Source organism: Pseudomonas sp. NFX224 (genome assembly GCF_048565165.1).
Taxonomy (GTDB): Bacteria; Pseudomonadota; Gammaproteobacteria; order Pseudomonadales; family Pseudomonadaceae; genus Aquipseudomonas.
Map to the genome: position 1 here is coordinate 5,345,904 of NZ_CP183416.1, position 23,239 is coordinate 5,369,142.

26 protein-coding genes, 1 tRNA gene and 1 pseudogene are annotated in these 23,239 nt (G+C 59.1%); 19 read left to right on the forward strand and 9 right to left on the reverse strand.

From position 1 onward, the window contains the following. Nucleotides 1-3 precede the first annotated feature (3 nt). Nucleotides 4-177 (reverse strand): hypothetical protein, encoded by a 174-nt coding sequence (locus ACNYC6_RS24375; protein ID WP_419709506.1) that lies wholly within the window; start codon nt 175-177, stop codon nt 4-6. Between ACNYC6_RS24375 and ACNYC6_RS24380 the strand changes: the two genes are divergently transcribed. The 4 genes from ACNYC6_RS24380 to ACNYC6_RS24395 are packed head-to-tail and all read left to right on the forward strand — an operon-like array spanning nt 176 to nt 5,753. After that, nucleotides 176-3,007 carry a xanthine dehydrogenase family protein molybdopterin-binding subunit gene (locus ACNYC6_RS24380; RefSeq protein ID WP_419709507.1) on the forward strand — a complete coding sequence of 944 codons (2,832 nt, stop codon included), beginning with the start codon at nt 176-178 and terminating at the stop codon, nt 3,005-3,007. The two genes, ACNYC6_RS24375 and ACNYC6_RS24380, sit on opposite strands and share 2 nt — an antisense overlap. After that, a complete protein-coding gene (locus tag ACNYC6_RS24385) occupies nt 3,000-3,539 on the forward strand; it encodes a (2Fe-2S)-binding protein (RefSeq protein WP_419709508.1) in 540 nt (179 codons plus the stop codon). The genes ACNYC6_RS24380 and ACNYC6_RS24385 overlap by 8 nt, the downstream gene beginning before the upstream one ends. Nucleotides 3,540-3,541: 2 nt before the next feature. Then, on the forward strand, nt 3,542-4,780 hold the full coding sequence (locus ACNYC6_RS24390; RefSeq protein WP_419709509.1) for a c-type cytochrome: 1,239 nt from the start codon (nt 3,542-3,544) through the stop codon (nt 4,778-4,780). A 1-nt stretch (nt 4,781) separates the two neighbouring features. Continuing rightward, nucleotides 4,782-5,753 carry an XdhC family protein gene (locus tag ACNYC6_RS24395; RefSeq protein WP_419709510.1) on the forward strand — a complete coding sequence of 324 codons (972 nt, stop codon included), beginning with the start codon at nt 4,782-4,784 and terminating at the stop codon, nt 5,751-5,753. A gap of 45 nt (nt 5,754-5,798) precedes the next feature. Here the strand turns inward: ACNYC6_RS24395 and ACNYC6_RS24400 are convergent, their stop codons facing one another. After that, nucleotides 5,799-7,082 (reverse strand): NAD(P)/FAD-dependent oxidoreductase, encoded by a 1,284-nt coding sequence (locus ACNYC6_RS24400; RefSeq protein WP_419709511.1) that lies wholly within the window; start codon nt 7,080-7,082, stop codon nt 5,799-5,801. Between the two features lie 183 nt (nt 7,083-7,265). On the opposite strand from ACNYC6_RS24400, the gene ACNYC6_RS24405 reads away from it, so the two are divergent. Continuing rightward, nucleotides 7,266-7,342, forward strand: a tRNA-Val gene (locus ACNYC6_RS24405). A 98-nt stretch (nt 7,343-7,440) separates the two neighbouring features. Here ACNYC6_RS24405 and ACNYC6_RS24410 read toward each other — a convergent pair. Further along, nucleotides 7,441-7,596 (reverse strand): hypothetical protein, encoded by a 156-nt coding sequence (locus ACNYC6_RS24410; protein WP_419709512.1) that lies wholly within the window; start codon nt 7,594-7,596, stop codon nt 7,441-7,443. Between the two features lie 378 nt (nt 7,597-7,974). Here ACNYC6_RS24410 and ACNYC6_RS24415 point away from each other — a divergent pair, with 378 nt between their 5' ends. Next, nucleotides 7,975-8,109: a hypothetical protein gene (locus ACNYC6_RS24415; RefSeq protein ID WP_419709513.1), complete on the forward strand. Its 135-nt coding sequence runs from the start codon at nt 7,975-7,977 to the stop codon at nt 8,107-8,109. Nucleotides 8,110-8,539: 430 nt separating this feature from the next. Then, complete coding sequence (locus ACNYC6_RS24420) at nt 8,540-8,698, forward strand: hypothetical protein (RefSeq protein WP_419709514.1); 159 nt, start codon at nt 8,540-8,542, stop codon at nt 8,696-8,698. A 195-nt stretch (nt 8,699-8,893) separates the two neighbouring features. Here ACNYC6_RS24420 and ACNYC6_RS24425 read toward each other — a convergent pair whose 3' ends face one another. Beyond that, nucleotides 8,894-9,178 (reverse strand): hypothetical protein, encoded by a 285-nt coding sequence (locus ACNYC6_RS24425; RefSeq protein WP_419709515.1) that lies wholly within the window; start codon nt 9,176-9,178, stop codon nt 8,894-8,896. Between the two features lie 364 nt (nt 9,179-9,542). Between ACNYC6_RS24425 and ACNYC6_RS24430 the strand changes: the two genes are divergently transcribed. After that, entirely contained in the window at nt 9,543-9,737 is a 195-nt protein-coding gene (locus ACNYC6_RS24430; protein ID WP_419709516.1) for a hypothetical protein, read from the forward strand. 63 nt (nt 9,738-9,800) lie between these two features. On the opposite strand, the gene ACNYC6_RS24435 is transcribed toward ACNYC6_RS24430, so the two are convergent. Beyond that, nucleotides 9,801-10,553 (reverse strand): carbonic anhydrase, encoded by a 753-nt coding sequence (locus ACNYC6_RS24435; RefSeq protein WP_419709517.1) that lies wholly within the window; start codon nt 10,551-10,553, stop codon nt 9,801-9,803. A 235-nt stretch (nt 10,554-10,788) separates the two neighbouring features. On the opposite strand from ACNYC6_RS24435, the gene ACNYC6_RS24440 reads away from it, so the two are divergent. Next, entirely contained in the window at nt 10,789-11,244 is a 456-nt protein-coding gene (locus ACNYC6_RS24440) for a DUF2214 family protein (protein ID WP_419709518.1), read from the forward strand. Between the two features lie 99 nt (nt 11,245-11,343). On the opposite strand, the gene csrA is transcribed toward ACNYC6_RS24440, so the two are convergent. Continuing rightward, nucleotides 11,344-11,538 carry a carbon storage regulator CsrA gene (gene csrA / locus ACNYC6_RS24445; RefSeq protein WP_007938114.1) on the reverse strand — a complete coding sequence of 65 codons (195 nt, stop codon included), beginning with the start codon at nt 11,536-11,538 and terminating at the stop codon, nt 11,344-11,346. A 250-nt stretch (nt 11,539-11,788) separates the two neighbouring features. Here csrA and ACNYC6_RS24450 point away from each other — a divergent pair, with 250 nt between their 5' ends. Together ACNYC6_RS24450 and ACNYC6_RS24455 are read left to right on the forward strand one after the other, a co-directional pair. Beyond that, on the forward strand, nt 11,789-12,157 hold the full coding sequence (locus ACNYC6_RS24450) for an SPOR domain-containing protein (RefSeq protein ID WP_419709519.1): 369 nt from the start codon (nt 11,789-11,791) through the stop codon (nt 12,155-12,157). 101 nt (nt 12,158-12,258) lie between these two features. Further along, the gene (locus tag ACNYC6_RS24455) at nt 12,259-13,170 is read left to right on the forward strand and encodes a siderophore-interacting protein (protein ID WP_419709520.1); all 912 of its coding nucleotides are present in this window, start codon (nt 12,259-12,261) and stop codon (nt 13,168-13,170) included. Nucleotides 13,171-13,224: 54 nt separating this feature from the next. Here the strand turns inward: ACNYC6_RS24455 and ACNYC6_RS24460 are convergent, their stop codons facing one another. The 3 genes from ACNYC6_RS24460 to ACNYC6_RS24470 form a co-directional block, all read right to left on the reverse strand. Then, nucleotides 13,225-13,914: an endonuclease gene (locus tag ACNYC6_RS24460; RefSeq protein ID WP_419709521.1), complete on the reverse strand. Its 690-nt coding sequence runs from the start codon at nt 13,912-13,914 to the stop codon at nt 13,225-13,227. Nucleotides 13,915-13,918: 4 nt separating this feature from the next. Then, nucleotides 13,919-14,188, reverse strand: a complete 270-nt coding sequence (locus ACNYC6_RS24465) for a DUF1654 domain-containing protein (RefSeq protein WP_419709522.1) — start codon at nt 14,186-14,188, stop codon at nt 13,919-13,921. Nucleotides 14,189-14,335: 147 nt separating this feature from the next. Beyond that, nucleotides 14,336-15,424, reverse strand: coding sequence for an asparaginase (locus ACNYC6_RS24470; RefSeq protein WP_338585901.1), 1,089 nt, complete (start codon nt 15,422-15,424; stop codon nt 14,336-14,338). A 327-nt stretch (nt 15,425-15,751) separates the two neighbouring features. Here ACNYC6_RS24470 and ACNYC6_RS24475 point away from each other — a divergent pair, with 327 nt between their 5' ends. From ACNYC6_RS24475 to ACNYC6_RS24510, 8 genes and pseudogenes are all read left to right on the forward strand, one after another. Next, on the forward strand, nt 15,752-16,192 hold the full coding sequence (locus tag ACNYC6_RS24475; RefSeq protein WP_419709523.1) for a hypothetical protein: 441 nt from the start codon (nt 15,752-15,754) through the stop codon (nt 16,190-16,192). Between the two features lie 174 nt (nt 16,193-16,366). Then, nucleotides 16,367-17,323 carry a sugar ABC transporter substrate-binding protein gene (locus tag ACNYC6_RS24480; RefSeq protein WP_419709524.1) on the forward strand — a complete coding sequence of 319 codons (957 nt, stop codon included), beginning with the start codon at nt 16,367-16,369 and terminating at the stop codon, nt 17,321-17,323. 55 nt (nt 17,324-17,378) lie between these two features. After that, nucleotides 17,379-18,932, forward strand: coding sequence for a sugar ABC transporter ATP-binding protein (locus tag ACNYC6_RS24485; RefSeq protein ID WP_419709525.1), 1,554 nt, complete (start codon nt 17,379-17,381; stop codon nt 18,930-18,932). Further along, nucleotides 18,929-19,906: an ABC transporter permease gene (locus ACNYC6_RS24490; protein ID WP_419709526.1), complete on the forward strand. Its 978-nt coding sequence runs from the start codon at nt 18,929-18,931 to the stop codon at nt 19,904-19,906. Before ACNYC6_RS24485 ends, ACNYC6_RS24490 begins: the two co-directional genes overlap by 4 nt. Before the next feature lie 3 nt (nt 19,907-19,909). Then, a complete protein-coding gene (locus ACNYC6_RS24495; RefSeq protein ID WP_419709527.1) occupies nt 19,910-20,929 on the forward strand; it encodes a LacI family DNA-binding transcriptional regulator in 1,020 nt (339 codons plus the stop codon). Nucleotides 20,930-20,970: 41 nt separating this feature from the next. Beyond that, the gene (rbsK, locus tag ACNYC6_RS24500; protein ID WP_419709528.1) at nt 20,971-21,888 is read left to right on the forward strand and encodes a ribokinase; all 918 of its coding nucleotides are present in this window, start codon (nt 20,971-20,973) and stop codon (nt 21,886-21,888) included. Continuing rightward, the gene (gene rbsD, locus ACNYC6_RS24505) at nt 21,885-22,289 is read left to right on the forward strand and encodes a D-ribose pyranase (protein ID WP_419709529.1); all 405 of its coding nucleotides are present in this window, start codon (nt 21,885-21,887) and stop codon (nt 22,287-22,289) included. The genes rbsK and rbsD overlap by 4 nt, the downstream gene beginning before the upstream one ends. Before the next feature lie 5 nt (nt 22,290-22,294). Then, nucleotides 22,295-23,239: pseudogene (locus ACNYC6_RS24510) on the forward strand (nucleoside hydrolase); the annotation flags it as partial.

A 23,239-nucleotide genomic window follows, 5' to 3' on the forward strand; every position in this document is an offset into this window, starting at 1 on the left:
TTTTCAGGTCAGTTTTTTGTTTTCCGCGAGCGCATAAACCTTTAAAGTTAACCTTTCGGTCAGCTTTGCACTGTCATCACAGCCCTTTGCATCGTCAAAAGGGGCTTCTGCAAGACTCGAGATTCCCAGTAGATAACCAGAAGGGCGGACCCCATAACCGCCCAGAGGATGATCCATGTCCAACCGTGATATATCCCGGCGCTCGTTCCTTCAGGGCGGGCTGGTAGCGGGTGTGAGCGTGACGCTCACACCATTGAGCAGCCAGGCGCTGGCAGCCTTGATGGAAAACAGCGTGACCGTGCCGTCCGAGCAATGGCTCGGCAACAACGGCAAGGCGCGCGCCCGTAACGATGCCTTGTCCAAGGTCTGCGGCAGCAAAGTGTTTGCTCGCGACATCCGCGCCAAGGACATGCCGGGCTGGCCGCAGCAGCAAGGCCACGCCATGCTGCTGAAAACCATCAAGGCTGACCGAATCTACGATGGCTACGACCTGTCGTGGCTCGGTGCCGAATTGCAGCCGGACCGCATCGTCACCGCCGACGACCTGATCAAGGACGGGATCGTCTTCCCGGAAGAGCACGCGCCTGATCCGCTGCTGCCGGCCGGCAAGGTGCCGATGTTCATCGGTCATCCAGTGGCGATCCTGATCTGGAACGACTTCGAGCGTTTCCGCCAGGCCAAGGCCCAACTCAAATTCAATGACAAGGCAATCCGCTACGGCGAGAAAGCGCCGTTCTACGAAGGCGACCCGTACGGCAGCTTCCGCTACGTGCGCGTCGGCGGCCCGACCTCGGCCGACGAAGATGAATTTGCCAGCCTCAAGGATTCGATCCTGTTTCCGATGCTGAAAAACCGGCGTCCGGTGTGGAACTCCCAGCCCAACCTGCACGGCAACCTGACCGAGCGCGGCTTGTTCTATGCCGAGCGCATGAAGCAGCAAATCGACACGCCGCCGGACAACTGGCTGGTGTTCGACGAGCGCTACAAAACACCGTCGATCGAGCCGGCCGCGATGGAACCGGACAACGGCAACGGCTGGTACGACCCGGCCACGAAGACTCTGCATTTTGTCGTCGCCACGCAGTGCCCGCTGGAAACCGCGACCGAGACCGCGAAGATGATCGCGCCGTCGCGTTTCGGCCTGGCCAACCTGAACATGCACCCGGGTTACACCGTCGGTTACGGCTCGAAAGACCACAACATTTTTGTCTACTACGCCGCCCTTGCAGCGTTGTACGGCGCCGGTGTGCCGGTGCGTCTGGCGAATGACCGCTATGAACAGTTCCAGAGCGGCATCAAGCGTCACCCGTTCGATATCCGCTACCAACTGGCGGTGGACAAGACCGATCACAGCTTCAAGATTTTCCGCGCCGAGATGAGCGTCGACGGTGGCGGCCGGGTCAACTACAGCCCGTCTGTGGCAGCGGTGGGCGCCACGGCGGCGCAGTCGATCTACTACATGCCGCAGAACGATTTGCAGGTGACGGCTTATCACTCCCGCGCCGTTGAGGCCGGGTCAATGCGTGGCTACGGCACCCTGCAAAGCATGGCGTCCACCGAGATGATGGTCGACGAAATCGCTGATCGCCTCGGTGTCGATGCCATTGAATTACGCCGCAAGAACGCGCTGCGTTCGGGCATGAAAAACACCCAGGGCGCGGTGCCTGCCGGTGCCTTGCGTCTGCACGAGATTCTCGATAAAGCGGCCGTTCACGACACCTGGAAAAACCGCGCCGCGATCAAGAAACAACGCGAAGCCGCCGACCCGGATAACTGGTACGGCATCGGTTTCGCCATCTGCCAGAAAGACTTCGGCACCGGTTCCGAAGCGCCGATGGCGAGTATCGAATACACCGCTGACGGTCGCATCACCCTGCGCCACATCGGCATCGAAATCGGCACCGGCATGTCCACGTCCCAAGCGATGGTGGTGGCCGATTTCCTCGGCAACCCGGCGCATGAAGTGAAGACCGGCGAAACCGAATGGAAAGAGTTGCAGCTGATCAGCGGCGGCAACCCGTACATCATGAGCCAGGCCGAGCAGGACAACTTCCTGCGTAATCCGCGTTGGGTCGGCAAGGTCGCTTCGGCCTCATCCGCGACCAACTCGGCGTACTACTTCAGCCACGCCACCCGTGAAGCGGCACGCGTGCTGTTCAACCACGGCTTGTGGCCGGCAGCGATGGAGATCTGGCGCCAAGGCCCATTCGGCGGCCAGGCCAACCCTTACGTGGTGCGCCGTGAAGACGCCCATTGGGTCGATGGCAAACTCACCGCCAACGGTATGGAGCCTTTGCCGTTTGCGGTGCTGGCCAAGCGCGCCCACGAGCGCGGTCTGGTCACTGGCGCCACGGTTCACGGCTTCAACCGTTGGAGCTGGGCCGAGGCCGAGTTCAGCATCGATGGCGTGCGTGAACGCTTGCCGCTCGATGGCCTGGCCGTGAAGTACGGCGACGGTGCACCGAACGCGAAGAAGGCGCAGATGAACAGCGCCGGTTTCCATTTGCTGGATCGGCAGAACATCGCCTACCCGGCGACCCAGTTGAACAACGCGGCAGTCACGTACTACAGCCCGGTCGCGACGCTGGTGGAAGTGAAGGTCAACAAGGGTTCGAACGAAGTGTCGGTGCTCAACCACCACTCGTGGGTCGAGTGCGGTCGGGTGCTGGTGCCGGAACTGGTCAAGGGCCAGCTCGAAGGCGGCATCGCCATGGGCATCGGCCATGCGCTGATGGAAGAAATGCCGCTGTACGAAGGTGGGCCGGGGGAGGGTGACTGGAACTTTAACCGCTATCGCTTGCCGATGGCGCGCCACGTCGCGGTGTGGAAACAGACCGCGGAAATCCTGCCGCCATTGTCACCAAGCGACCCGTCCAAAGGCATCGCCGAAGTGGTGATGATCCCGGTGGTCGGCGCCATCGGCAACGCCGTGGCCCATGCCATCGGTAAACGTGTCCGCGACCTGCCTATCACTTCTGCACGCATCAAGGAGGCCCTCAATGGCTAACCGTCCGCTTCAACTGACCCTCAACGGTCAATCCGTCGGCCCGGTGGACATCCCTGCTGACCTGCCGATGATCGACTACCTGCACGAATACAAGAACCTCACCGGCTCACGCCTCGGCTGCGGTCAGGGCATTTGCCACGCCTGCGTGGTGATCGTCGACAACCCGGACGGCACCAGCGAAGAAGTGCGCACCTGCATCACTGGCGCGCACTATTTCGAAGGCAAGAAAGTACGGACTATCGAAGGCCATGCGACCCGCGACGAGCAGGGCAAGGTCACCGAACTGAACCCGATCCAGCAGCGCTTCGTCGACGAATTCGCCTTCCAGTGCAGCTACTGCGCGCCGGGCTTCGTCAACGCCGCGACGGTGCTGGTGGAAAAACTGCAACGCCAGCCGATCGTCAAAAGCCAGCTGGAAAAAGTCATCGAGGACAGCCTGGGTCATCACATCTGCCGTTGCACCGGGTACGTGCGCTACTACAGCGCCACCCGCAACGTGCTGACCGATCTCGGCCTGGTCAAGGAGGGTTAAGCATGAAGCAACTACTTAGCCGTCTCGTGTTGACGGTCGGCCTCGCTGCGCCTGTGTTGGCGGCTCACGCTGACGATGCGCAGGTCAAGCAAGGCGAATACCTCGCCCGCGCCGCCGACTGCATGGCGTGCCACACCGCACCGGGTGGCGCGCCGTATGCGGGCGGCCTGCCGATCGTCTCGCCGTTCGGCACGATCTACGGCACCAACATTACACCGAGCAAAGAGCACGGCATCGGTTTGTACAACGATGACGAATTCTTCGCTGCGTTGACCGAAGGCAAGCGTCGCGATGGCGCGAACCTGTACCCGGCGATGCCGTACACCTCGTATCACCTGATCCCGCGTGCCGACTCCGACGCGATTCACGCTTACCTGAAAACCGTCGAGCCCATCGAGCGCGCCGCGCCGGTCACCAGCCTGACCTTTCCGTTCAACGTGCGTCCGGGCCTCATGGGTTGGAACATGATCTACGGCAAGGACGTGAAGCTGGAATCCACCGAAGGCAAAAGCGAAGCCTGGAAGCGCGGCCAGTACATGGTCGACGTGCTCGGCCACTGCGGCGAATGTCACACGCCACGTGGCCTTCCCGGTGCGATGCAAATGGACAAGCGCATGACCGGCGGCATCCTCAACGGCTACCTGGCACCGAGCCTGCTGGCCACTGACCTGGCGGCACGCGGCTGGAACCATCAGGACCTGAGCTCGTTCCTCAAGCACGGCATGAGTGCCCAGGGCACGATGTTCAACGAGATGTTCCCGGTGTTCCACAACAGCACTCAGGGCCTCACTGATCCGGATCTGGCCGCCATGGCCACGTTCCTGCTCGGCGATCAGCCGCCAGCGGCAAAAGTGCTGACTGACGTACCGTTGGACAAACTCAGCGCCAGCGCCCAGCGCGGTCGTCAGGATTACCTGAACGTCTGCGCCGGTTGCCATGCGCCAGGTGGCGAAGGCAAGCCGCACATCGCTGTGGCCATGCGCGGCAACACCACGTTGCGCCTGGAAGATCCGCGCAACCTGGTTCGGGTGATCGACGACGGTATCGGCGAACAGAAATTCTCCGGGTTCGAGCACATGCAGCCGATGCCAGGTTTTGTCGAGAAGCTCAGCGACGAGCAACTGACCGATCTGCTGAACTACCTGCGTCAGGGGTGGGGCGGTCAGCCGGGTGACCTTGCGGTGAATGCGGTGCAGAAGTTGCGCGCAGACGCGCCGCCGCTTGAGCACAAGGCGCACTGACATGCAGCATCTGGATCTGCAAGTGGTGCGGCGGGCGTTGGAGTGGTCGTTGGCTGGTCAGCGTGTCTGGCTGTGCACGGTTCTCGCCACTTACGGCTCGGCGCCTCGCGCACCGGGTTCGTTGCTGGCGGTGAACGCCGACGGCCAGTGGATCGGTTCGTTGTCGGGCGGTTGCGTCGAAGAAGATTTCCTTGAACGCGTCGCCGAAGGTGCGTTTGAGCAAGCCGTCAGCGTTGTGCGTTACGGCGAAGGTGATGATCCGCGCTCGCGGGTCAGTTTGCCCTGTGGCGGTGTGCTCGACGTGCTGGTGGAGAGGCTGGATTCGGATTGCGACGTTCAGGCGCATCTGCGCGAACTGGAGTCGGCGTTGTTGGGCCGACGGCGGTTGATCCGCGAAGTCGATCTGGTCAGCGGTGCGCGCGGCCTGTTCGATGATCGCGAGCAGGGTGTGCGCGTCGAGTGCGAAGTCGACCGGGTTCGCCTGCGCATCGGTGCGGCACAGCGCTTGTTGCTGGCCGGGTATTCCAGTGTGGCGCAGGCATGTGCGGAGTTTGCCGTGGGCCTTGGCTTCGAGGTGATCCTCTGCGATCCACGGGACGAAGTGCTCGAAGGTGTCGTGCTGGACAACGTGGAGATCCGTCGTCAACTGCCATCGGTGTTCATCGCCGATGGCGGCTGTCACAGCGACACGGCGGTGGTGGCGCTGACCCACGATCCGCGCATCGATGACCTGGCGATGATGGAAGCCGTGCGCACCGAAGCGTTTTACATCGGTGTGATGGGCTCGATGCAAACTTCGCAAAAGCGCTTCGAGCGGTTGCGGCGTATTGGTGGGCTGGGCGATGCCGAACTGGCGCGGATTCATGCGCCGATCGGTTTGAACCTGGGCAGCAAGACACCGGCGGAGATTGCCTTGGCGGTGCTGGCCGATATCTTGCGGATTCGAAGTGGTATCTCACGGGATCGGCTCTAACCACAAAAACTGTGCGAGCTTGCTCCCACAGTTTTTGTGTGCCGCTTAGTACCCGAACTTGTCCCGCAACCCGTAATACCACGCACCTAAAGCCGCAAACGGTGTGCGCAACAATTGCCCACCGGGAAACGGGTAGTGCGGCAAGTCGGCAAACGCGTCGAAACGCTCGGCCTGGCCACGCAACGCTTCAGCCAGGACCTTACCCGCCAGATGCGTGTAGGTCACGCCGTGGCCGCTGCAACCCTGGGAGTAGTAGACGTTGTCGCCCAGTCGCCCGACTTGTGGCAGACGCGACAGGGTCAGCAGGAAGTTGCCGGTCCAGGCATAGTCGATCTTCACGTCTTTGAGTTGCGGGAAAGCCTTGAGCATTTTCGGGCGGATGATCGCCTCGATGTTCGCCGGATCCCGGGCGCCATACACCACACCACCGCCGAAAACCAGGCGCTTGTCGCCCGTCAGGCGGTAGTAGTCGAGCAGGTAGTTGCAGTCTTCGACGCAGTAATCCTGAGGCAGCAGGCTTTTCGCCAACTCGTCGCCCAAGGGCTCGGTGGTGATGACCTGGGTGCCGCAAGGCATCGACTTGGCCGCCAGCTCCGGCACCAGATTGCCCAGGTACGCGTTGCCCGCCACGATGATGAATTTTGCCCGGACCTTGCCCTGTGGCGTGTGCACCACTGGATTCGCGCCGCGCTCGATGCGCACGGCCGGTGACTGTTCATAGATCGTGCCGCCCAACGACTCAACCGCGGCCGCTTCGCCCAACGCCAGATTGAGTGGGTGAATGTGCCCGCCGCTCATGTCGAGCATGCCGCCGACGTATTGGTCACAGGCCACCACTTCACGGATGCGCCGCTCATCCAGCAACTCGAGCTGCGTATGACCGAAGCGTTCCCACAGGCGCTTCTGGGATTCCAGGTGGCCCATCTGCTTGGCAGTGATGGCGGCGAACACGCCACCGTCCTTCAAATCACACTGGATATTATATTTGGCGACCCGCTCACGAATGATCCGCCCGCCCTCGAACGCCATCTGCCCCAGCAACTGAGCCTGTTTGGGGCCGACGCTGCGTTCGATCACGTCGATATCACGGCTGTAGCTGTTGACGATCTGGCCACCGTTACGCCCGGAAGCACCAAAACCAACCTTGGCAGCTTCCAGCACCGTCACGTTGAAACCGTTCTCCAGCAAAAACAGGGCAGAGGACAGGCCGGTGTAACCGGCGCCGATTACACAGACATCAGTCTCCACGTCATTCTGCAACGCCGGGCGCGGCGGCACCGCGTTGGCCGATGCGGCGTAGTAGGACTCTGGGTAGGGGGTGTTCGCCATCCGGCAGCCTCTGTTTAATATATTTTACGAGTGCGTCGATCCTACCCGAGTTAAAAAACCACCGCCAGCCACCGGAAAATCTTCTTCGCGGCGGCGAAATTAAATATTTTGCATATTCATAGGGTTAGCGCGAAAAAAGGTGTTGACACCCCTCCGGAATTCCGTAGAATGCCGCCTCACAGCAGGCACGTAGCTCAGTTGGTTAGAGCACCACCTTGACATGGTGGGGGTCGTTGGTTCGAGTCCAATCGCGCCTACCAAACAAAATCCGCTCTGCTGGGCGGTCTAGAGGGGTCACCGGAAACGGTGACCCCTTTTTGCTTTCTGCGATTTGCAAAACTTTTGCAAAACTCCCACCTCAGAACGCCAATTCGGCACCTACCTCCACCAGCGGCGACCGCAAGCATTCACCGACCACCTCCCTAAGCGCCGCGCCCATGGTGATCTTCAGGTGGGTCGGATTGTCGTAGCTCTGCGTCTTCTCGGGCGATACCGTCACCGTGTTCTTGCCCATGTCCGGTGTCAGCCCACTACAGCACTGAGGTTCTGCACTCCCGCTCGCGGGCGATCAGCAGCGTATTGATCCAACAAAACTCGGCTGCACTCATCCATTCCGCTGGTTGCCGTTGGGCGCGGAAGAGAGTGCATACGGGTTTAGTCGGTGGAGGGGGTGTTGCTAATTCAGCAGTAGTTTTGGCTGGTGGGTTTGATATGTCTCGCCAGTGAATCATTGATCCGTCTGACGGTCATATCGCCGACTTTGGCTTTTAGGACGTTCAAATGAAGCGTGCAGTAATAATGTTCATGGCCATTTCAGGCTCTCTCCTGCTGGGAGGCTGCGGGCCTCACTGGCACGACGGAGATAGGTACGAACGTGATCGGGGCTACGATCATGGCCGCGGATATGACCGAGGGCATGACGATGATCGAAAGCAATACCGCAGATATGATCGTCGCGACGATGATCATGGATATGAGCGCAATCACGATCGTGATCATGGCGACAGAGGCGATTAGTTCGCTCTGATCTCTTTACATGTAGGAAGGCTACCTATTGAATGAGTAAAGAGTGGAGCCGCATTGCGCGGTGCAGAGTCGTCCGCATCGGGGTGTGATCTGGCCGGCGCTGATCTCAGGCTGAGGACGGATCCTTCAAGGAGATATACAACGAGCCCGGCCAGCTAATTTTTGAGCAACTGGCGAACCGAAAGCCCACGCGAACAGGGCTGCATGGCGGATTGATGAACATGTTGAAGAGCATCAACAAGGTTGTTCCTGACTCCGAAGGGATCCCGCAGCGATGGATCCATTTTCAATCCCGTCTCGACGAGTTTCCCCCCCGCAGACAGGGCCTGCATCTCGCCTCTAAGAAGGAAGCAACGCCAGGCTTATGATCGTTGACGGGCGTAACGGATATGCCTATACACTCCGTTCTTTCAATTTTGTTTCGGTAAGTCATGAGCGAAGAACGAGATATCCCTGAGCCTGAGCACGACCATCTGCTCGACCATGAATTCCACGATGACGACTCATGGGCCGAAGAAGACGCACAGGCAATCGTGGATGAGGAAGATGAGGACGTCGATTTTCTTGATCAGATAGACCAGGACGACTGACACAGTATTCAACATCCAAAGAGACCCGCCCATCCACGTGGTTCCACATGCATCGAATCAAGACCTGGCACCCGCCAAGTTTTTTTATGCCAACGATTTACACAAGCCTCGTCAATGACGGAGCTTTTTCATCTCTGCGGGCAGGGCTTGCAATTCGTCTCTGGGAGACAAGCAAGCCCCAGTAAGTTCTGCGGGCTACTCAATATGCTTCAACCCCACCGTATTCCGAGCCAGCTTCGCGCGCTCACTCCAGGCGATGGTGTGGCTGGCCTTGTTCCATCGCACCTTCATGATGTCGCGCCCTGACGCTTTTTCAATGGCGTCAGCGATGAAACGAATGTTGAAAGTGCTGCCCGCACATTCTCCATGGTGAAGCAAGGCGGCTTTCCAGGCTTCAAGTTCGCTCATGCTTGAGCGTTCGATGATGATGACCTTCTTGAATCCGCCAACCATAAAATGAATCTCGTAACGTTCCCTCATTACCAGGCTGTCTCCGCCAGCATTTTACATGAGAAATGTTATCATTTGCGGAGTTGGATTAGGGATTCGTATTGCCATATGACAATCATTTCTACCCGAATTGAACTGTGAGCAACGAACTGCATCCAACCAGAACAGGCGGCGAGGCGTTTGATTGGCTCAGTGAAGCGGGAGGGGAGGTGATGGGGAGGCGAGCGATGATCCGATTCTTTGCGGCTTACTTGTCCATTTGCCTTTTACTTCAATGGACTGTGGTTGAGGCATCCCCCTGGATTGCCACTCATGTGCTTTTGAGGTGGATCCTGTAACGCAGTGATTCAGGCGTAAAATGGGCAGTGCTCCCTCATCTAAAGGAGTCACGTATATGATCTCCGACCCAATCAACAAGCAGTCATTCGACAGCCAAACTGTTTGGGATCAATACTTCTGCGCTGCGTTGATTGCAGAGAGCAATCTGACGGCACCCATAGTAGGCGGGGCCACTCATGAAGACAGGCAGAATCTGTTGATCGAGAGGGCCAAAGCCCTCGCCGACAAAATGATGGAAAACAGAAAATAACCAGAGCCCAGCCATCGCGCTGGGCTCTTCGCATCCGGCACTTTTTACCGAAGCCCCGAAGATTCAGGCAATCAGTTCGACCTTTCCGGTCGCCAGACGATAGATGCCCCCCACTATTTTCAACTTGCCGTTGCCGAGCGCGTCGGTCAGCAGTGGCGTGGCCTGCTTGAGGCGTGCAACCGAGTCTTTGACATTTTGCACGGTCGCGTTTTCCATCAGGTCTCCAGGTTGTTTGATCACTGTTTCGATAGCGGGTTTGAGTGCGTCGGTCAGTTTGGGGATCTGCCCGGGGAATACCGTTTTATCCTTGACGGCTTTGATGCCGGCCTCGATAGCGCCGCAGCTCTCATGCCCCAATACCAGAATGAGCGGCGCGCCAAGCACGGCGACACCGTATTCAATACTCGCCAGACCTTCGTTCGTTACAAAGTTACCAGCCACGCGTACGGCGAAAAGATCACCTCGTGCAGTATCGAATGCGTACTCAGGGGCAATGCGCGAGTCGGAGCAACTCAAGACCGCGACGAACGGGTTCTGACCGGAAACCAACGCTTCGCGTTCGTCTTTGAAGTCATGGGTTTCTGAATTCCCGCTGACATACCGTTCATTTCCCGCCATCAGTCTTTTAAGGGCCTCGTCGGGGCTGATGACGTTTTTGGGTTTGGGGGGCGTTGAGGTTTTTTCGGCGGCCTGAAGGATTCGATCGGGCAGGGTGCCGGCGAGTAACAGGGCGCCGGCTCCTAATCCGGCAAGGCGAAGAAAGCGGCGACGTTCATGGGTATTTGAATCAGAGTTTGAATCACATGATTCACACATGATTTTGTGTACTCAGGTCAATTCGGTGGGAATGCTTTGGGGTAATGCTTGCAGGAGCCTATAGGCACTGGAATGTTGGAGTCTAGCCGGGGTCTGGAACATTATGTTGCGGCCTGCGGAGCATGTCGGGTTAACGCGGCACAGTAACCGGCGAATCGTGCAACGAGTGCAATCCGTTGGTTGATGGACTACTACTGACAGGTTGATTCAACTTCGTCCTCACAGGAGTTTCACGATGCTGGCTCACTGGTTTCTTGCAGCGGCACATCTTCTGGCATTGGCACTGGGTTTTTGGGCGGTTCTGGTTCGCGGTACGAATTTTCGGCGTTTGGCGAGCGGCGCGGGGGAGGCTCGCAGCGTGCTGATCGCGGATAACCTTTGGGGGATTTGCGCACTCATTCTGCTAGTTACCGGTGGGATGCGAGCCTTTGGCGGGTACGAAAAAGGCACGGGTTACTACCTGCATCAGCCGTTGTTTCACCTCAAGATGACGCTTTTCGTTCTTATCCTGCTGCTTGAAGTCGTGCCGATGGTGACCCTGATCAAATGGCGAGTGGCGCTGGCACGTGGCGCGGCAATCGATACTGGGCGCGCGAAGTTGTTCGCACGGATCAGTCATGTCGAAGCGTTGCTGGTGTTGTTGATGGTTGTCGCGGCCACTGGCATGGCGCGAGGTGTGACGTTTGGATAGCCAGGGGAAAGCGAGGAAAGCGGAGGGCGTTGCGACACATGAATCTTTAGCCAGCCGTCGTTCCGGGGCGAACGGGCTGGCTACTGACTGCATCAGGATTCAGGGAGTCTGCGGCTTGTCCGGGGCGGTCAGGCCAGCTTGAATGCGCTGATAAATCTCTTCGCGATGCACCGCAACGTCTTTCGGGGCGTTGATGCCAATTCTGACTTGCTGGCCGCTTACGCCCAGGATGGTGATCGTAATGTCATCACCAATATTTATGCTTTCACCGACTTTGCGGGTGAGTATCAGCATGGTCTTCTCCTTGATTGCTTTGTGGGGCACCTGATTCGGACAGTGCAGAGGTCGGTGGTATGTATAGATTAGTGCGAAGTCTCACAATTTGGGTGCCTCTTTCTGACGCGCAGATGCAGCATTAATTCCCAAGGTGTAACTATACAGAGGCCGCAACCATCATTCTTGTTGTTTTGTGCCCATTTTACGGCACTCGAGAAGTATTCATGAGTGTTAAAATCCTCGCTTTAAGCATTCAGAGGGAAACGCTGTGCGCAAAATGGTTTTGGTATTGGCGGTACTGGCGCTGGCGGGATGTGGTGAGGACAAGCGTGGGGATGCGCAAAAGCCGCAGCCTGCAGTGGCGGCGGTAGCGCCGGCGCAAGTGTCGGGACCGCAATGGGATCTCGAGGTCCGAGGCGAAACACCTCAGGCAGTCAGCGACCTCAGCGGCTGGCTGATCGAGCACAGCTTCATGTCCAATGTCATCAGGGAAAATGGCAAGACCCGGATTCTGATGGGGCCATACAGTTCGAAGGCTGAAGCCGACGCCAAACAGGCGCAGGTGAACGCGGCGCTGGTCAAGGCGAAGAAACAGAACATTGAAGTGCTGGTCCTCGAGCGTCCGGCCGCTCAATAAGGATCCATTTTCAACACGCTGTTCGGCGGAGCTTCTTAAAGGATAAACACGGTGACTCGTCTTCATGCGTAGTCACTGTCGATTTTCCGAAGGAGCTTCCCATGGCCTCCGCCACCCCTTACAAAATATTCGACGCAGTCCTGCGCCACAAAAAGACCCTGAGTCCGCATTTGATGCGGGTCACTCTGGCCGGCCCGATGGTCACGGAAATGGCGACCTGGGCGCCGGACCAGCGCGTGAAACTGTTCTTCCCCGCCGAGGATGGCTCGCCCGCTCAACTGCCTCATGATGCCGGTTGGCACGCGCGTTACCGCTCCATACCGATTGCCCGACGCCCGGCGATGCGTACCTACACCATTCGCCATCTGCGCGCCGACCAAGGTGAAGTCGATATCGATTTTGTGCTGCATGGTGAAACCGGTCCGGCCTCTCGTTGGGCCATTCACGCGACAACGGGCGAGTCGATTCAGATCGTCGCGCCGAATCGCCGGTTCTCCGCGCAGGAGGCGGGTGGTTTCGAGTGGAAACCGCCCCGGCAGCTCAAACATCTGTTACTGGTCGCCGATGCCACGGCCCTGCCGGCGGCCCTCGGTATTCTCGATGAACTGGCCGTTCTCGATGAGCCTCCAGTGACCCAGGCCTTTTTTGAGGTGGACAGCCTCGACGATGCGTTACCGGTTCCGGACTGGCCGGGCCTATCGGTGCAGTGGCTGATTCGCGATGACGCCGGTGCTCTGCGAGCAGGGTCATTGATGGTCGATGCGGTTCATCGGGCCAGTCTGCCTTCAGCAGCTTGCTCGGCATCGCAAATCACCGAGTTGGCGCCAGTCGATGTAGACGAAGATACCCTTTGGGAAACGTCGGAGTCGGCCAGTGATGGTTTCTATGGCTGGATTGCCGGCGAGACAATGGCCGTGATGAACTTGCGCAAGCATTTGATCAAAGAGCGCGGCATTGCCCGGGAATCACTGAACCTGATGGGCTATTGGCGCTACGACAAAGCCGGCGGTTAGAAACGAAGAGGCCTCGGGTATTGAACCCGAGGCCTTTGTATTTTCAGCGCGTGTTTAACCGCAGGACTTCATGTCCACCGGACCGACAAACTCGTTGCCGCGCCCCATGACGCAAGCCACGCTTTGGTTGCGCTGACGTTCCCAGGACTGAACCGGATAGGTTTTGTTCCAGGCTTCATACAGTTGGCGATCCTGTTTCGACAGGCGTAAACCGTATTGCTTGCTCATGTAGAAATACGTCCGGGCGATCATCCCGCGAATGGATGGGCGAGGCATGACCTTCTTCGCCTTGAAGTCGACCTGGGTCAGGCACGAGCCGTATTGACCCGATTGCTCGGGCAACCAACCGAAACTGAAGTTACTGCGGTCACCGTTCACCTCACCGATGCTTGGCACCAGGTTATGCAGATCGGCCTCGGCCTTCTGGTAGGTCGGGTCGTAGCGCGTGCAGTTCTTGCGTCCGCCTTCCTGCCAGCATTGGCGCTGGTGGCCGATCTGCCAGGCCGGAACGATGTGTTCCCATTCGATGCGCGAGGCACGCTTGGCATTTTTACGCGGCACGTAGCCACACGCTGCGAGGTTCACCTTGTTGCCGGTGTATTTGCAGCCGCAATAAAACTCGGTGGATTGCGGGGCGTACAACTTCCAGGCGACTTTCTTGGCTTCGTTGAAGGTACGTGGCGCGTCGGCCTGGGCGCCCATGGCGAACAACAGAAACAGCAAAGCAAAACAACGGACACTCATTGACTCAATCTTCCTTCGGCACAACCCAGAAAATCTGCACACCGCCGTCATCGCGATAGGCGAGGGTGACGTTGTCGTTTTCATCGATTTCTTCGAGCAGGCGTTCCCACTCATCCGCAGGCTCGTCGGGAAGACGAAAAATCAGCGCTGCCTTGGCTTTTTGAGCGGTGGGGGAGTTGATGATTTTCTGAACGCGCAAGCCCATGCGGACATAGGAGTCAGGTGAGGCAGAGGTGGTGTCCACGGGATTATCCTTATTAAGCTGTACGTGCATACAGTATTTAACTGTAGGAATTTTCGCAACTGCTTAAAATTCAAGAAAATCCTCTGACAGCGGTTTGTTCCATTTGGTGTAGGACGAAGGAACATTTTTTCGAAAGGCGAGGCGGTGCCCGACCGGAATCGGTCGGGCGAGGGCGAATCAGTATTCCCAGAACATCCGTTGCAGCTCTTTGCTGTCGTTGGTCTTGGTCAGGGCGACCATGGCCAGGATGCGGGCTTTTTGCGGGTTCAGGTCGTGAGCCACGACCCAGTCGTACTTGTCGTCAGGCTGTTCGGCATTACGCAGAACGAAGCCGCCGGCGTTGACGTGGGAAGAGCGGATGATTTGCACGCCGTCCTTGCGCAGGGCTTGCAGGCTTGGAACGACCCGCGAAGACACCGAGCCGTTGCCGGTGCCCGCGTGGATGATGGCTTTGGCGCCGGACTGAGCCAGCGCTTTGTATGCGGTGTCGCTGACGTTGCCGTAGGAGTAGGCGATTTCTACGTCAGGCAGGCTCTTGATGTTCTTGATGTCGAATTCCGAGTCCATGGTGTGGCGCTTGGCTGGCAGGCGGAACCAGTAGGATTTGCCTTCCACCACCATCCCGAGGGGACCCCAAGGGCTTTTAAACGCCTCGGTCTTGATGTTGATCATCTTGCTGACATCGCGACCCGACTGGATTTCATCGTTCATGGTCACCAGCACGCCTTTGCCGCGAGCCTCTTTGCTGCTGGCCACAGCCACGGCGTTGTACAGGTTCAGCATGCCGTCTGCGGACATCGCCGTGCCCGGGCGCATGGAGCCGACCACGATGATCGGCTTGTCGGTTTTCTCTACCAGGTTCAGGAAGTAAGCGGTTTCTTCCAGGGTGTCGGTGCCGTGGGTGATGACGATGCCGTCGACGTCAGCGCTATCGGCCAGTTCGGCGACGCGGCGACCCAGTTGCAGCAGGTTTTCGTTGGTAATGCTTTCGGATGCGATCTGCATCACTTGTTCGCCGCGAACATTGGCGACCTGGCTCAATTCCGGAACGCCGGCGATCAGTTTATCAATGCCGACTTTCGCCGCCTGGTAAGTCGCACTGTTGGCCGCGCTGGCGCCGGCGCCGGCAATGGTGCCACCGGTGGCAAGAATCACCACGTTCGCCAGTTTCTGTTGGGTTTCGACTTCTTTTGCCTGAAGGGCAGTAGGCAGGAGCAGCAAGAGGGCCAAGGCGCCCGGAACAAAATGTTTGATAGCAGATGTCATTATTTTTCTCTCTAGTAGTGACGGTGCTGATGCAAGTTCATCTAGATGCGCCCCGAGCGGATCTGAACGCTTGAGGTGCTGGAGAAGAGCAGAATCTGTACCAATTACACTTTGTATTGAGAGAGTCTCTTAAGTTGCTGATTTGTTTAAATAAATAAACGCTTGTTCAACGCGCTTGCATCGCGGGTTGTCCGGGTTTCCGACTGATTGCGGGTTTCCCGTTCGGCTCTCCGACGGTCTGTGCAAACCCAAGGTCGTCGGGTTGTTGTTAAAGAAACCGGTACGCAGGCCGATCTCTCCTGGAGGAGTATTTTTCAGGGAGTTCACATGTCGTTGACCGTCGGTTTTCCAAATGCATCCGTGATCAACATCGGCGGGAAGTCTTCGTCGACCGTTGAGGCCTTGAGCGAGGCGGCAGCTGATACGTCGACACAGCGCCTGGGGCTGGAAGCGGACGAGAAAAAGTCTGTCAGTCTCGGTGGCGGCGCGCAGGGTAGTGAGAAAGCCGAAAGCGCGGGCAGTCAGCAAAGCATTGCCGCGCAAATGTTGCTCAAGCGCATGCAGGAATTGCAGGAGCAACTGCGCGAGCAACAGCAGCAATTGGCGGCAACCCAGGCTGCGAATTTCCAGTCGGCGGAAGCCAAGGCGGCCGCGGTCATGTCGATTCAGTCGCAGATTGCCGATACGTCCGCGGCACTGATGCAAGTGGCGGCGGCCCTGGTGAAGGAACTGACAGGTTCCGGGAATGTGGTCAGTACCACGGCGTGAAGGGTTCCCACAAATGGCGTTTTCTCGTCATTGACAAATGTCGACAAGATTCGCATAGTCCGGTCTACGCAAACGTTTGCGCCATTCCTGTTGGGCTAAACCCATCAGCGAACGCCACGCAGCTTACGCCAGCGCAAGCGTTGCTCACAATAATCATAAGATCGGAGTGAACCCATGAAGCTGCCATTCGCTGGACGACTTCTTGCTGTCGCTATGCTGGCTGCCGCCTCTGCTGCGCTGCCTGTCTCTTCGGCTTTCGCTGAAACGCCTGCCAAACCTAAAGTCGCTTTGGTGATGAAGTCCCTGGCCAACGAATTTTTCCTGACCATGGAAGACGGCGCCAAGGCTTACCAGAAAGATCACTCCGGCGAGTTCGAGCTTATTTCCAACGGCATCAAGGACGAAACGGATACTGCGGGCCAGACGCGCATCGTCGAGCAAATGATTCTGGCCAAGGTCGATGCGCTGGTCATTGCGCCGGCTGACTCCAAGGCCATGGTGCCGGTGATCAAAAAAGCCATCGATGCCGGTATCACCGTGATCAACATCGACAATCAGCTTGACCCGGCCGTGGTCAAAAGCAAAAACATCAGTGTTCCGTTCGTAGGCCCGGACAACCGTAAAGGCGCGCGTCTGGTGGGTGAGTACCTGGCCAGGAAACTCAAGGCCGGTGACGAAGTCGGCATCATAGAAGGTGTGTCCACGACCACCAACGCCCAGGCTCGCACCGCAGGCTTCAAGGATGCGATGGAAGCCGCGCAGATCAAGGTTGTGTCGGTCCAGTCCGGCGACTGGGAAATCGACAAGGGCAACAAGGTTGCCGCGTCGATTCTCAGCGAATACCCGCAAACCAAAGCCCTGCTGGCCGGTAACGACAGCATGGCGCTCGGTGTAGTGTCGGCGGTACGTGCTGCGGGTAAGGCCGGCAAGGTTGAAGTCGTCGGCTACGACAATATCAACGCCATCAAGCCGATGCTCGCGGACGGTCGAGTGCTGGCCACTGCCGACCAGTTTGCCGCTAAACAAGCGGTGTTCGGTATCGAGACGGCGCTGAAAATCATCAAGGGCGAAAAAGTCGACAGCAGCGCCAACGGTGTGATCGAGACGCCGGTAGAACTGGTTACCCAGTAGTCCTCTGGCGACACAACGGTGCTCGCCCGTCCGGGCGAGCGCATGGAGAGTTTTTATGTCCTTTCGCGACCCGAACGCTGTCCTCTCGGTCAGCGGTATCGGCAAGACCTACGCCCAGCCGGTCCTGACCGGCATCGACCTGACGCTCATGCGCGGTGAAGTGCTGGCGCTGACCGGTGAGAACGGCGCGGGCAAAAGCACGCTGTCGAAGATCATTGGCGGACTCGTCACCCCGACCACTGGCCAGATGCAGTTCCAGGGGCAGGATTACCGGCCGGGCAGCCGCACCCAGGCGGAAGACCTCGGTATCCGCATGGTCATGCAGGAACTCAATCTGTTGCCGACCTTGTCGGTGGCGGAAAACCTGTTTCTCGACAACTTGCCCAGCAACGGCGGCTGGATCAGTCGCAAGCAACTGCGCAAAGCGGCGATCGAAGCCATGACTCAGGTCGGCCTCGACGCGATCGATCCGGACACCCTGGTCGGCGAACTGGGCATCGGTCACCAGCAAATGGTCGAGATCGCCCGCAACCTGATCGGCGATTGCCACGTGCTGATCCTTGACGAACCGACCGCGATGTTGACGGCCCGTGAAGTCGAGATGCTGTTTGAACAGATCACTCGCCTGCAAGCGCGCGGCGTGTCGATCATCTATATCTCCCATCGCCTCGAAGAATTGGCGCGGGTTGCCCAGCGCATTGCGGTTTTGCGTGACGGTAATCTGGTGTGCGTCGAGCCGATGGCCAATTACAACAGCGAGCAACTGGTCGCGTTGATGGTCGGTCGTGAACTGGGCGAACACATCGACATGGGGCCACGCAAGATCGGCGCTGCGGCGTTGACGGTCACGGGCCTGACCCGCGCCGACAAGGTCCGTGACGTGTCCTTCGAAGTGCGCGCCGGCGAGATCTTCGGCATTTCCGGCTTGATCGGAGCAGGGCGCACCGAGTTGCTGCGGCTGATCTTCGGCGCCGATACCGCAGACAGCGGCACAGTGGCGCTGGGTTCGCCGGCGCAGGTCGTCAGCATCCGATCCCCGGTCGACGCAGTCGCTCACGGCATTGCCCTGATCACCGAAGACCGCAAGGGCGAAGGCTTGCTGTTGACACAATCGATCGGCGCAAACATCGCGCTGGGCAACATGCCGAGCATTTCGAGCAGCGGGTTCGTCAACCCAGGCGACGAAGCTTCCCTGGCCCAGCGTCAGATCGACGCCATGCGCATCCGCAGTTCCGGCCCGGCGCAATGGGTGTCCGAGCTGTCCGGTGGCAATCAGCAGAAAGTGGTGATCGGCCGTTGGCTGGAGCGCGACTGCTCGGTGCTGTTGTTCGACGAGCCGACCCGCGGTATCGACGTCGGCGCCAAGTTCGACATTTATGCGTTGCTCGGTGAACTGACCCGCCAGGGCAAAGCGCTGGTGGTGGTCTCCAGTGATCTGCGCGAATTGATGCTGATCTGCGACCGCATCGGCGTGCTCTCGGCCGGACGTCTGATCGACACCTTCGAGCGCGACAGCTGGACCCAGGATGACTTGCTTGCCGCCGCTTTCTCCGGCTACCAAAAACGTGATGCGCTGCTCAATGAAGCCGCGCCTAGGGATCTTCCATGAAAACCGCATCTTCGTCCGGCAAACGCAGTGGCAACTTTTATGGCCTCGGCACTTACCTGGGCCTGGCCGGTGCCTTGCTGGCGATGGTCGTACTGTTCTCGGCCCTGAGCAGCCACTTCCTGTCCTACGACACCTTCAGCACCTTGGCCAACCAGATTCCGGACCTGATGGTCCTGGCGGTCGGCATGACCTTTGTGTTGATCATAGGCGGCATCGACCTGTCGGTGGGCTCGGTGCTGGCGCTGGCCGCCTCGACAGTCAGTGTGGCGATTCTCGGCTGGGGCTGGAGCGTCCTGCCCGCGGCATTGCTCGGCATGGCGGCGGCCGCACTGGCCGGAACCATCACCGGTTCGATCACCGTGGCATGGCGCATTCCATCGTTCATCGTGTCCCTTGGCGTGCTGGAAATGGCGCGTGGCGTGGCGTATCAGATGACCGGTTCGCGGACCGCGTACATTGGTGATGCCTTCGCCTGGTTGTCCAATCCGATCGCCTTCGGGATTTCACCATCGTTTATCATTGCCTTGCTGATCATCTTCATCGCCCAGGCTGTGTTGACCCGTACCGTGTTCGGCCGTTACCTGATCGGCATCGGCACCAACGAAGAAGCGGTACGGTTGGCGGGGATCAATCCCAAGCCCTACAAGATCATGGTGTTCAGCCTGATGGGGTTGCTGGCGGGTATCGCTGCGCTGTTTCAGATTTCGCGCCTGGAAGCGGCCGACCCCAACGCCGGCTCCGGTCTCGAACTGCAAGTGATCGCCGCGGTGGTGATCGGTGGCACCAGCCTCATGGGCGGTCGCGGTTCGGTCATCAGTACGTTCTTCGGGGTGTTGATCATTTCCGTATTGGCGGCCGGTCTGGCGCAGATCGGCGCATCCGAGCCGACCAAGCGCATCATCACCGGCGCGGTGATCGTCGTCGCGGTGGTGCTTGATACCTATCGCAGTCAGCGCGCAAGCCGGCGGACCTGAGTCATGGCAACGATCAAAGATGTGGCGGCACTCGCAGGGATTTCCTACACCACGGTTTCCCATGTGGTGAACAAGACCCGGCCGGTCAGCGAGGAAGTGCGGATCAAGGTTGAAGCGGCGATCAAGACCCTCGACTACGTGCCCAGCGCGGTGGCCCGGTCGCTCAAGGCGAAAACCACGGCCACCATCGGTTTGCTGGTACCCAACAGCCTCAACCCGTACTTCGCCGAACTGGCCCGGGGCATCGAGGATTACTGCGAACGCAATGGCTATTGCGTGATCCTCTGCAACTCCGACGATAACCCGGACAAGCAGCGCAGCTACCTGCGCGTGTTGCTGGAAAAGCGTATCGACGGGCTGATCGTCGCTTCGGCTGGCGGCGACAGCGGGTTGGCGCAGGGCTTGTCGAACGTACGCACGCCGATGGTGATTGTCGACCGCGGACTGGACGGCGTCGATGCAGATCTGGTGCGCATCGATCACGAATACGGCGCCTACCTGGCCACCCGGCATTTGTTGGAGATGGGGCATCGGGACATCGCCACCATCAGCGGCCCGGCGACGACGAGCGTGGCGCAAATGCGTCTGGCCGGTTTCTGCCGGGCCCTGAAACAAGCGGGCATCGAAGTGCCCCGCGAGCGCATGCTGGAAAGCGATTTCACCAGCACCGGCGGCTATAACGCCGCGGCGATCCTGCTGGAGCGCAATCCGCCCAGCGCGATCTTCGCCGCCAACGACATGATCGGCATTGGTGTGCTGCGAGCCGCTGCCGAGCGCAATGTCCGCGTACCCAGCGAGTTGTCGGTGATCGGCTTCGACGATATCCAGATGAGCCGTTATGTCTATCCGGCATTGACCACCGTCGGACAGTCGATCCTGCAGCTGGGCGAGATGGCGGCTGAAGTGCTGTTGCGCCGGATCGCCACGCCGAACCTGGCTACCGAGCAACGGATCGTGACCCCCAGCATCGTCATGCGTGAGTCGACCGCGCCATTGGCCGGTGTATTTGCGCAGTTCCGTTAAATCAAAAGCGTCGCTGAAACCGAATGAATGAGTAGCAATGTATGTCAGCAAAAGTAGTGGTAATCGGCAGCCTCAACATGGACCTGGTCACTCGGGCGCCGAGGCTGCCACGCGGCGGAGAGACGCTGATCGGTGAGTCGTTTGCCACGGTTTCCGGTGGCAAGGGCGCCAATCAGGCAGTGGCGGCCGCGCGACTGGGTGCGCAAGTATCGATGGTCGGCTGCGTGGGCAGCGATGCCTACGGTAAAGAACTGCGTGAGGCGTTGTTGGCCGAGCAGATCGATTGCCAGGCGGTCAGCGCCGTGGATGGCTCCAGCGGCGTGGCGTTGATTGTGGTCGACGACAACAGCCAGAACGCGATCGTGATCGTTGCCGGTGCCAACGGCGCGTTGACGCCTGCGTTGATCGGCTGCTTCGATTCGGTCCTGCAGGCGGCCGACGTGATCATTTGTCAGCTGGAAGTGCCGGACGCCACGGTGGGCCACGCGCTCAAGCGCAGTCGCGAACTGGGCAAGACCGTGATCCTCAATCCGGCGCCAGCCAGCCGTCCATTGCCGGCGGACTGGTACGCGAATATCGATTACCTGATTCCCAACGAGAGCGAAGCGTCGGCACTGAGTGGCTTGCCGGTGGACTCTCGGCAAACCGCGGAAATCGCTGCGACCCGGTTGATCGAGATGGGCGCGGGCAAGGTGATCATCACCCTCGGCGCCCAGGGTTCGCTGTTCGCCGATGGCAAGGGCTTTGAACATTTCCGTGCGCCGACCGTGAAAGCGGTCGACACCACAGCGGCCGGCGATACCTTCGTTGGCGGTTTTGCTGCCGCGCTGGCGGCCGGCAAGAGCGAAGCCGAGGCGATTCGCTTCGGTCAGGTCGCTGCGGCGATGTCGGTTACTCGAGCCGGCGCGCAACCGTCGATTCCCTCTCTTTGCGAAGTGCAGGCGTTCAAGACAGTATGAAAAAAACTCCGTTGCTCAACGTTGCACTGTCGCGACTGATCGCTTCCCTTGGCCATGGCGACAAAGTGGTCATCGGCGATGCGGGCCTGCCGGTACCGCCGGGGGTCGAACTGATCGACCTGGCGCTGACCCACGGCATTCCGGATTTCGTTAGCACCCTGAAGGTTGTGCTCAGCGAAATGCAGGTCGAAAGCCATGTGCTGGCCAAGGAAATCCTGGAGAAAAAACCATCCTCACTGTCGACTCTCGACGAACTGAATGCCGAGGGGGCGCTGGGGCAGCGTGAGTTGCTCAGCCACGAACAATTCAAGGTTCTCAGCCGACAGGCCCGGGCGATCGTGCGCACTGGCGAGTGTCAGCCGTACTGCAACATCGTGCTGGTTGCCGGGGTAACGTTTTGACTCGTTCGGAAAAGATCGACCTGATCATCGACACCGACCCCGGTGCAGACGATGTGGTGGCGTTGCTGTTTGCGCTGGCATCACCCGATGAGTTGAGCGTCCGTGCGTTGACCACTGTCGCCGGCAACGTGCGCCTGGATAAGACCTCGCGAAACGCGCGACTGGCCCGCGAATGGGCGGGGCGTGAGGAGGTTCCGGTGTATGCCGGGGCGCCGAAGCCCATGATGCGCATACCGATCTATGCCGAGGACATCCATGGCAAGGAGGGCCTGTCCGGTGTCGCCGTGTACGAACCGAAAGCAGGTTTGGCCGAAGGCAATGCGATCGACTACCTGATTGATACGTTGATGGCCGCTGCGCCCCACAGCATCACGCTTGCCATTCTGGGGCCACAGACCAACCTGGCCTTGGCGCTGATCCGGCAGCCGGCAATCGTTCGGGGCATCAAGGAAGTGGTGATCATGGGCGGGGCGCACTTCAACGGCGGTAACATCACACCGGTGGCGGAATTCAACCTGTTCGCCGATCCGCACGCCGCCGAGCTGGTGCTTAAGAGCGGATTGAAGCTGATCTACCTGTCTCTGGACGCGACCCACAAGATCCTCACCAGTGACGAGCGCCTGAAGCAGATTGCCGCGTTGAACAACCGTGCCAGCAAGTTGGTGGTCGATATTCTGAATGACTACATCAAGGCCGATATGGAGCACTACGACATCCCGGGTGGCCCGGTACACGACGCCGCCGTCATCGCCTGGCTGCTCAAACCTCAGCTGTTCAGCGGGCGCGAAGTCAACGTGGTGATCGACAGTCGCGAAGGTCCGACCTTCGGCCAGACCATCGTCGACTGGCATGACCGCCTCAAAGCACCCAGGAATGCCTTCTGGGTTAACGGCGGTGACGCGCAGGGCTTTTTCGATCTGTTGACCGAACGACTGGCTCGTCTGAAGTAA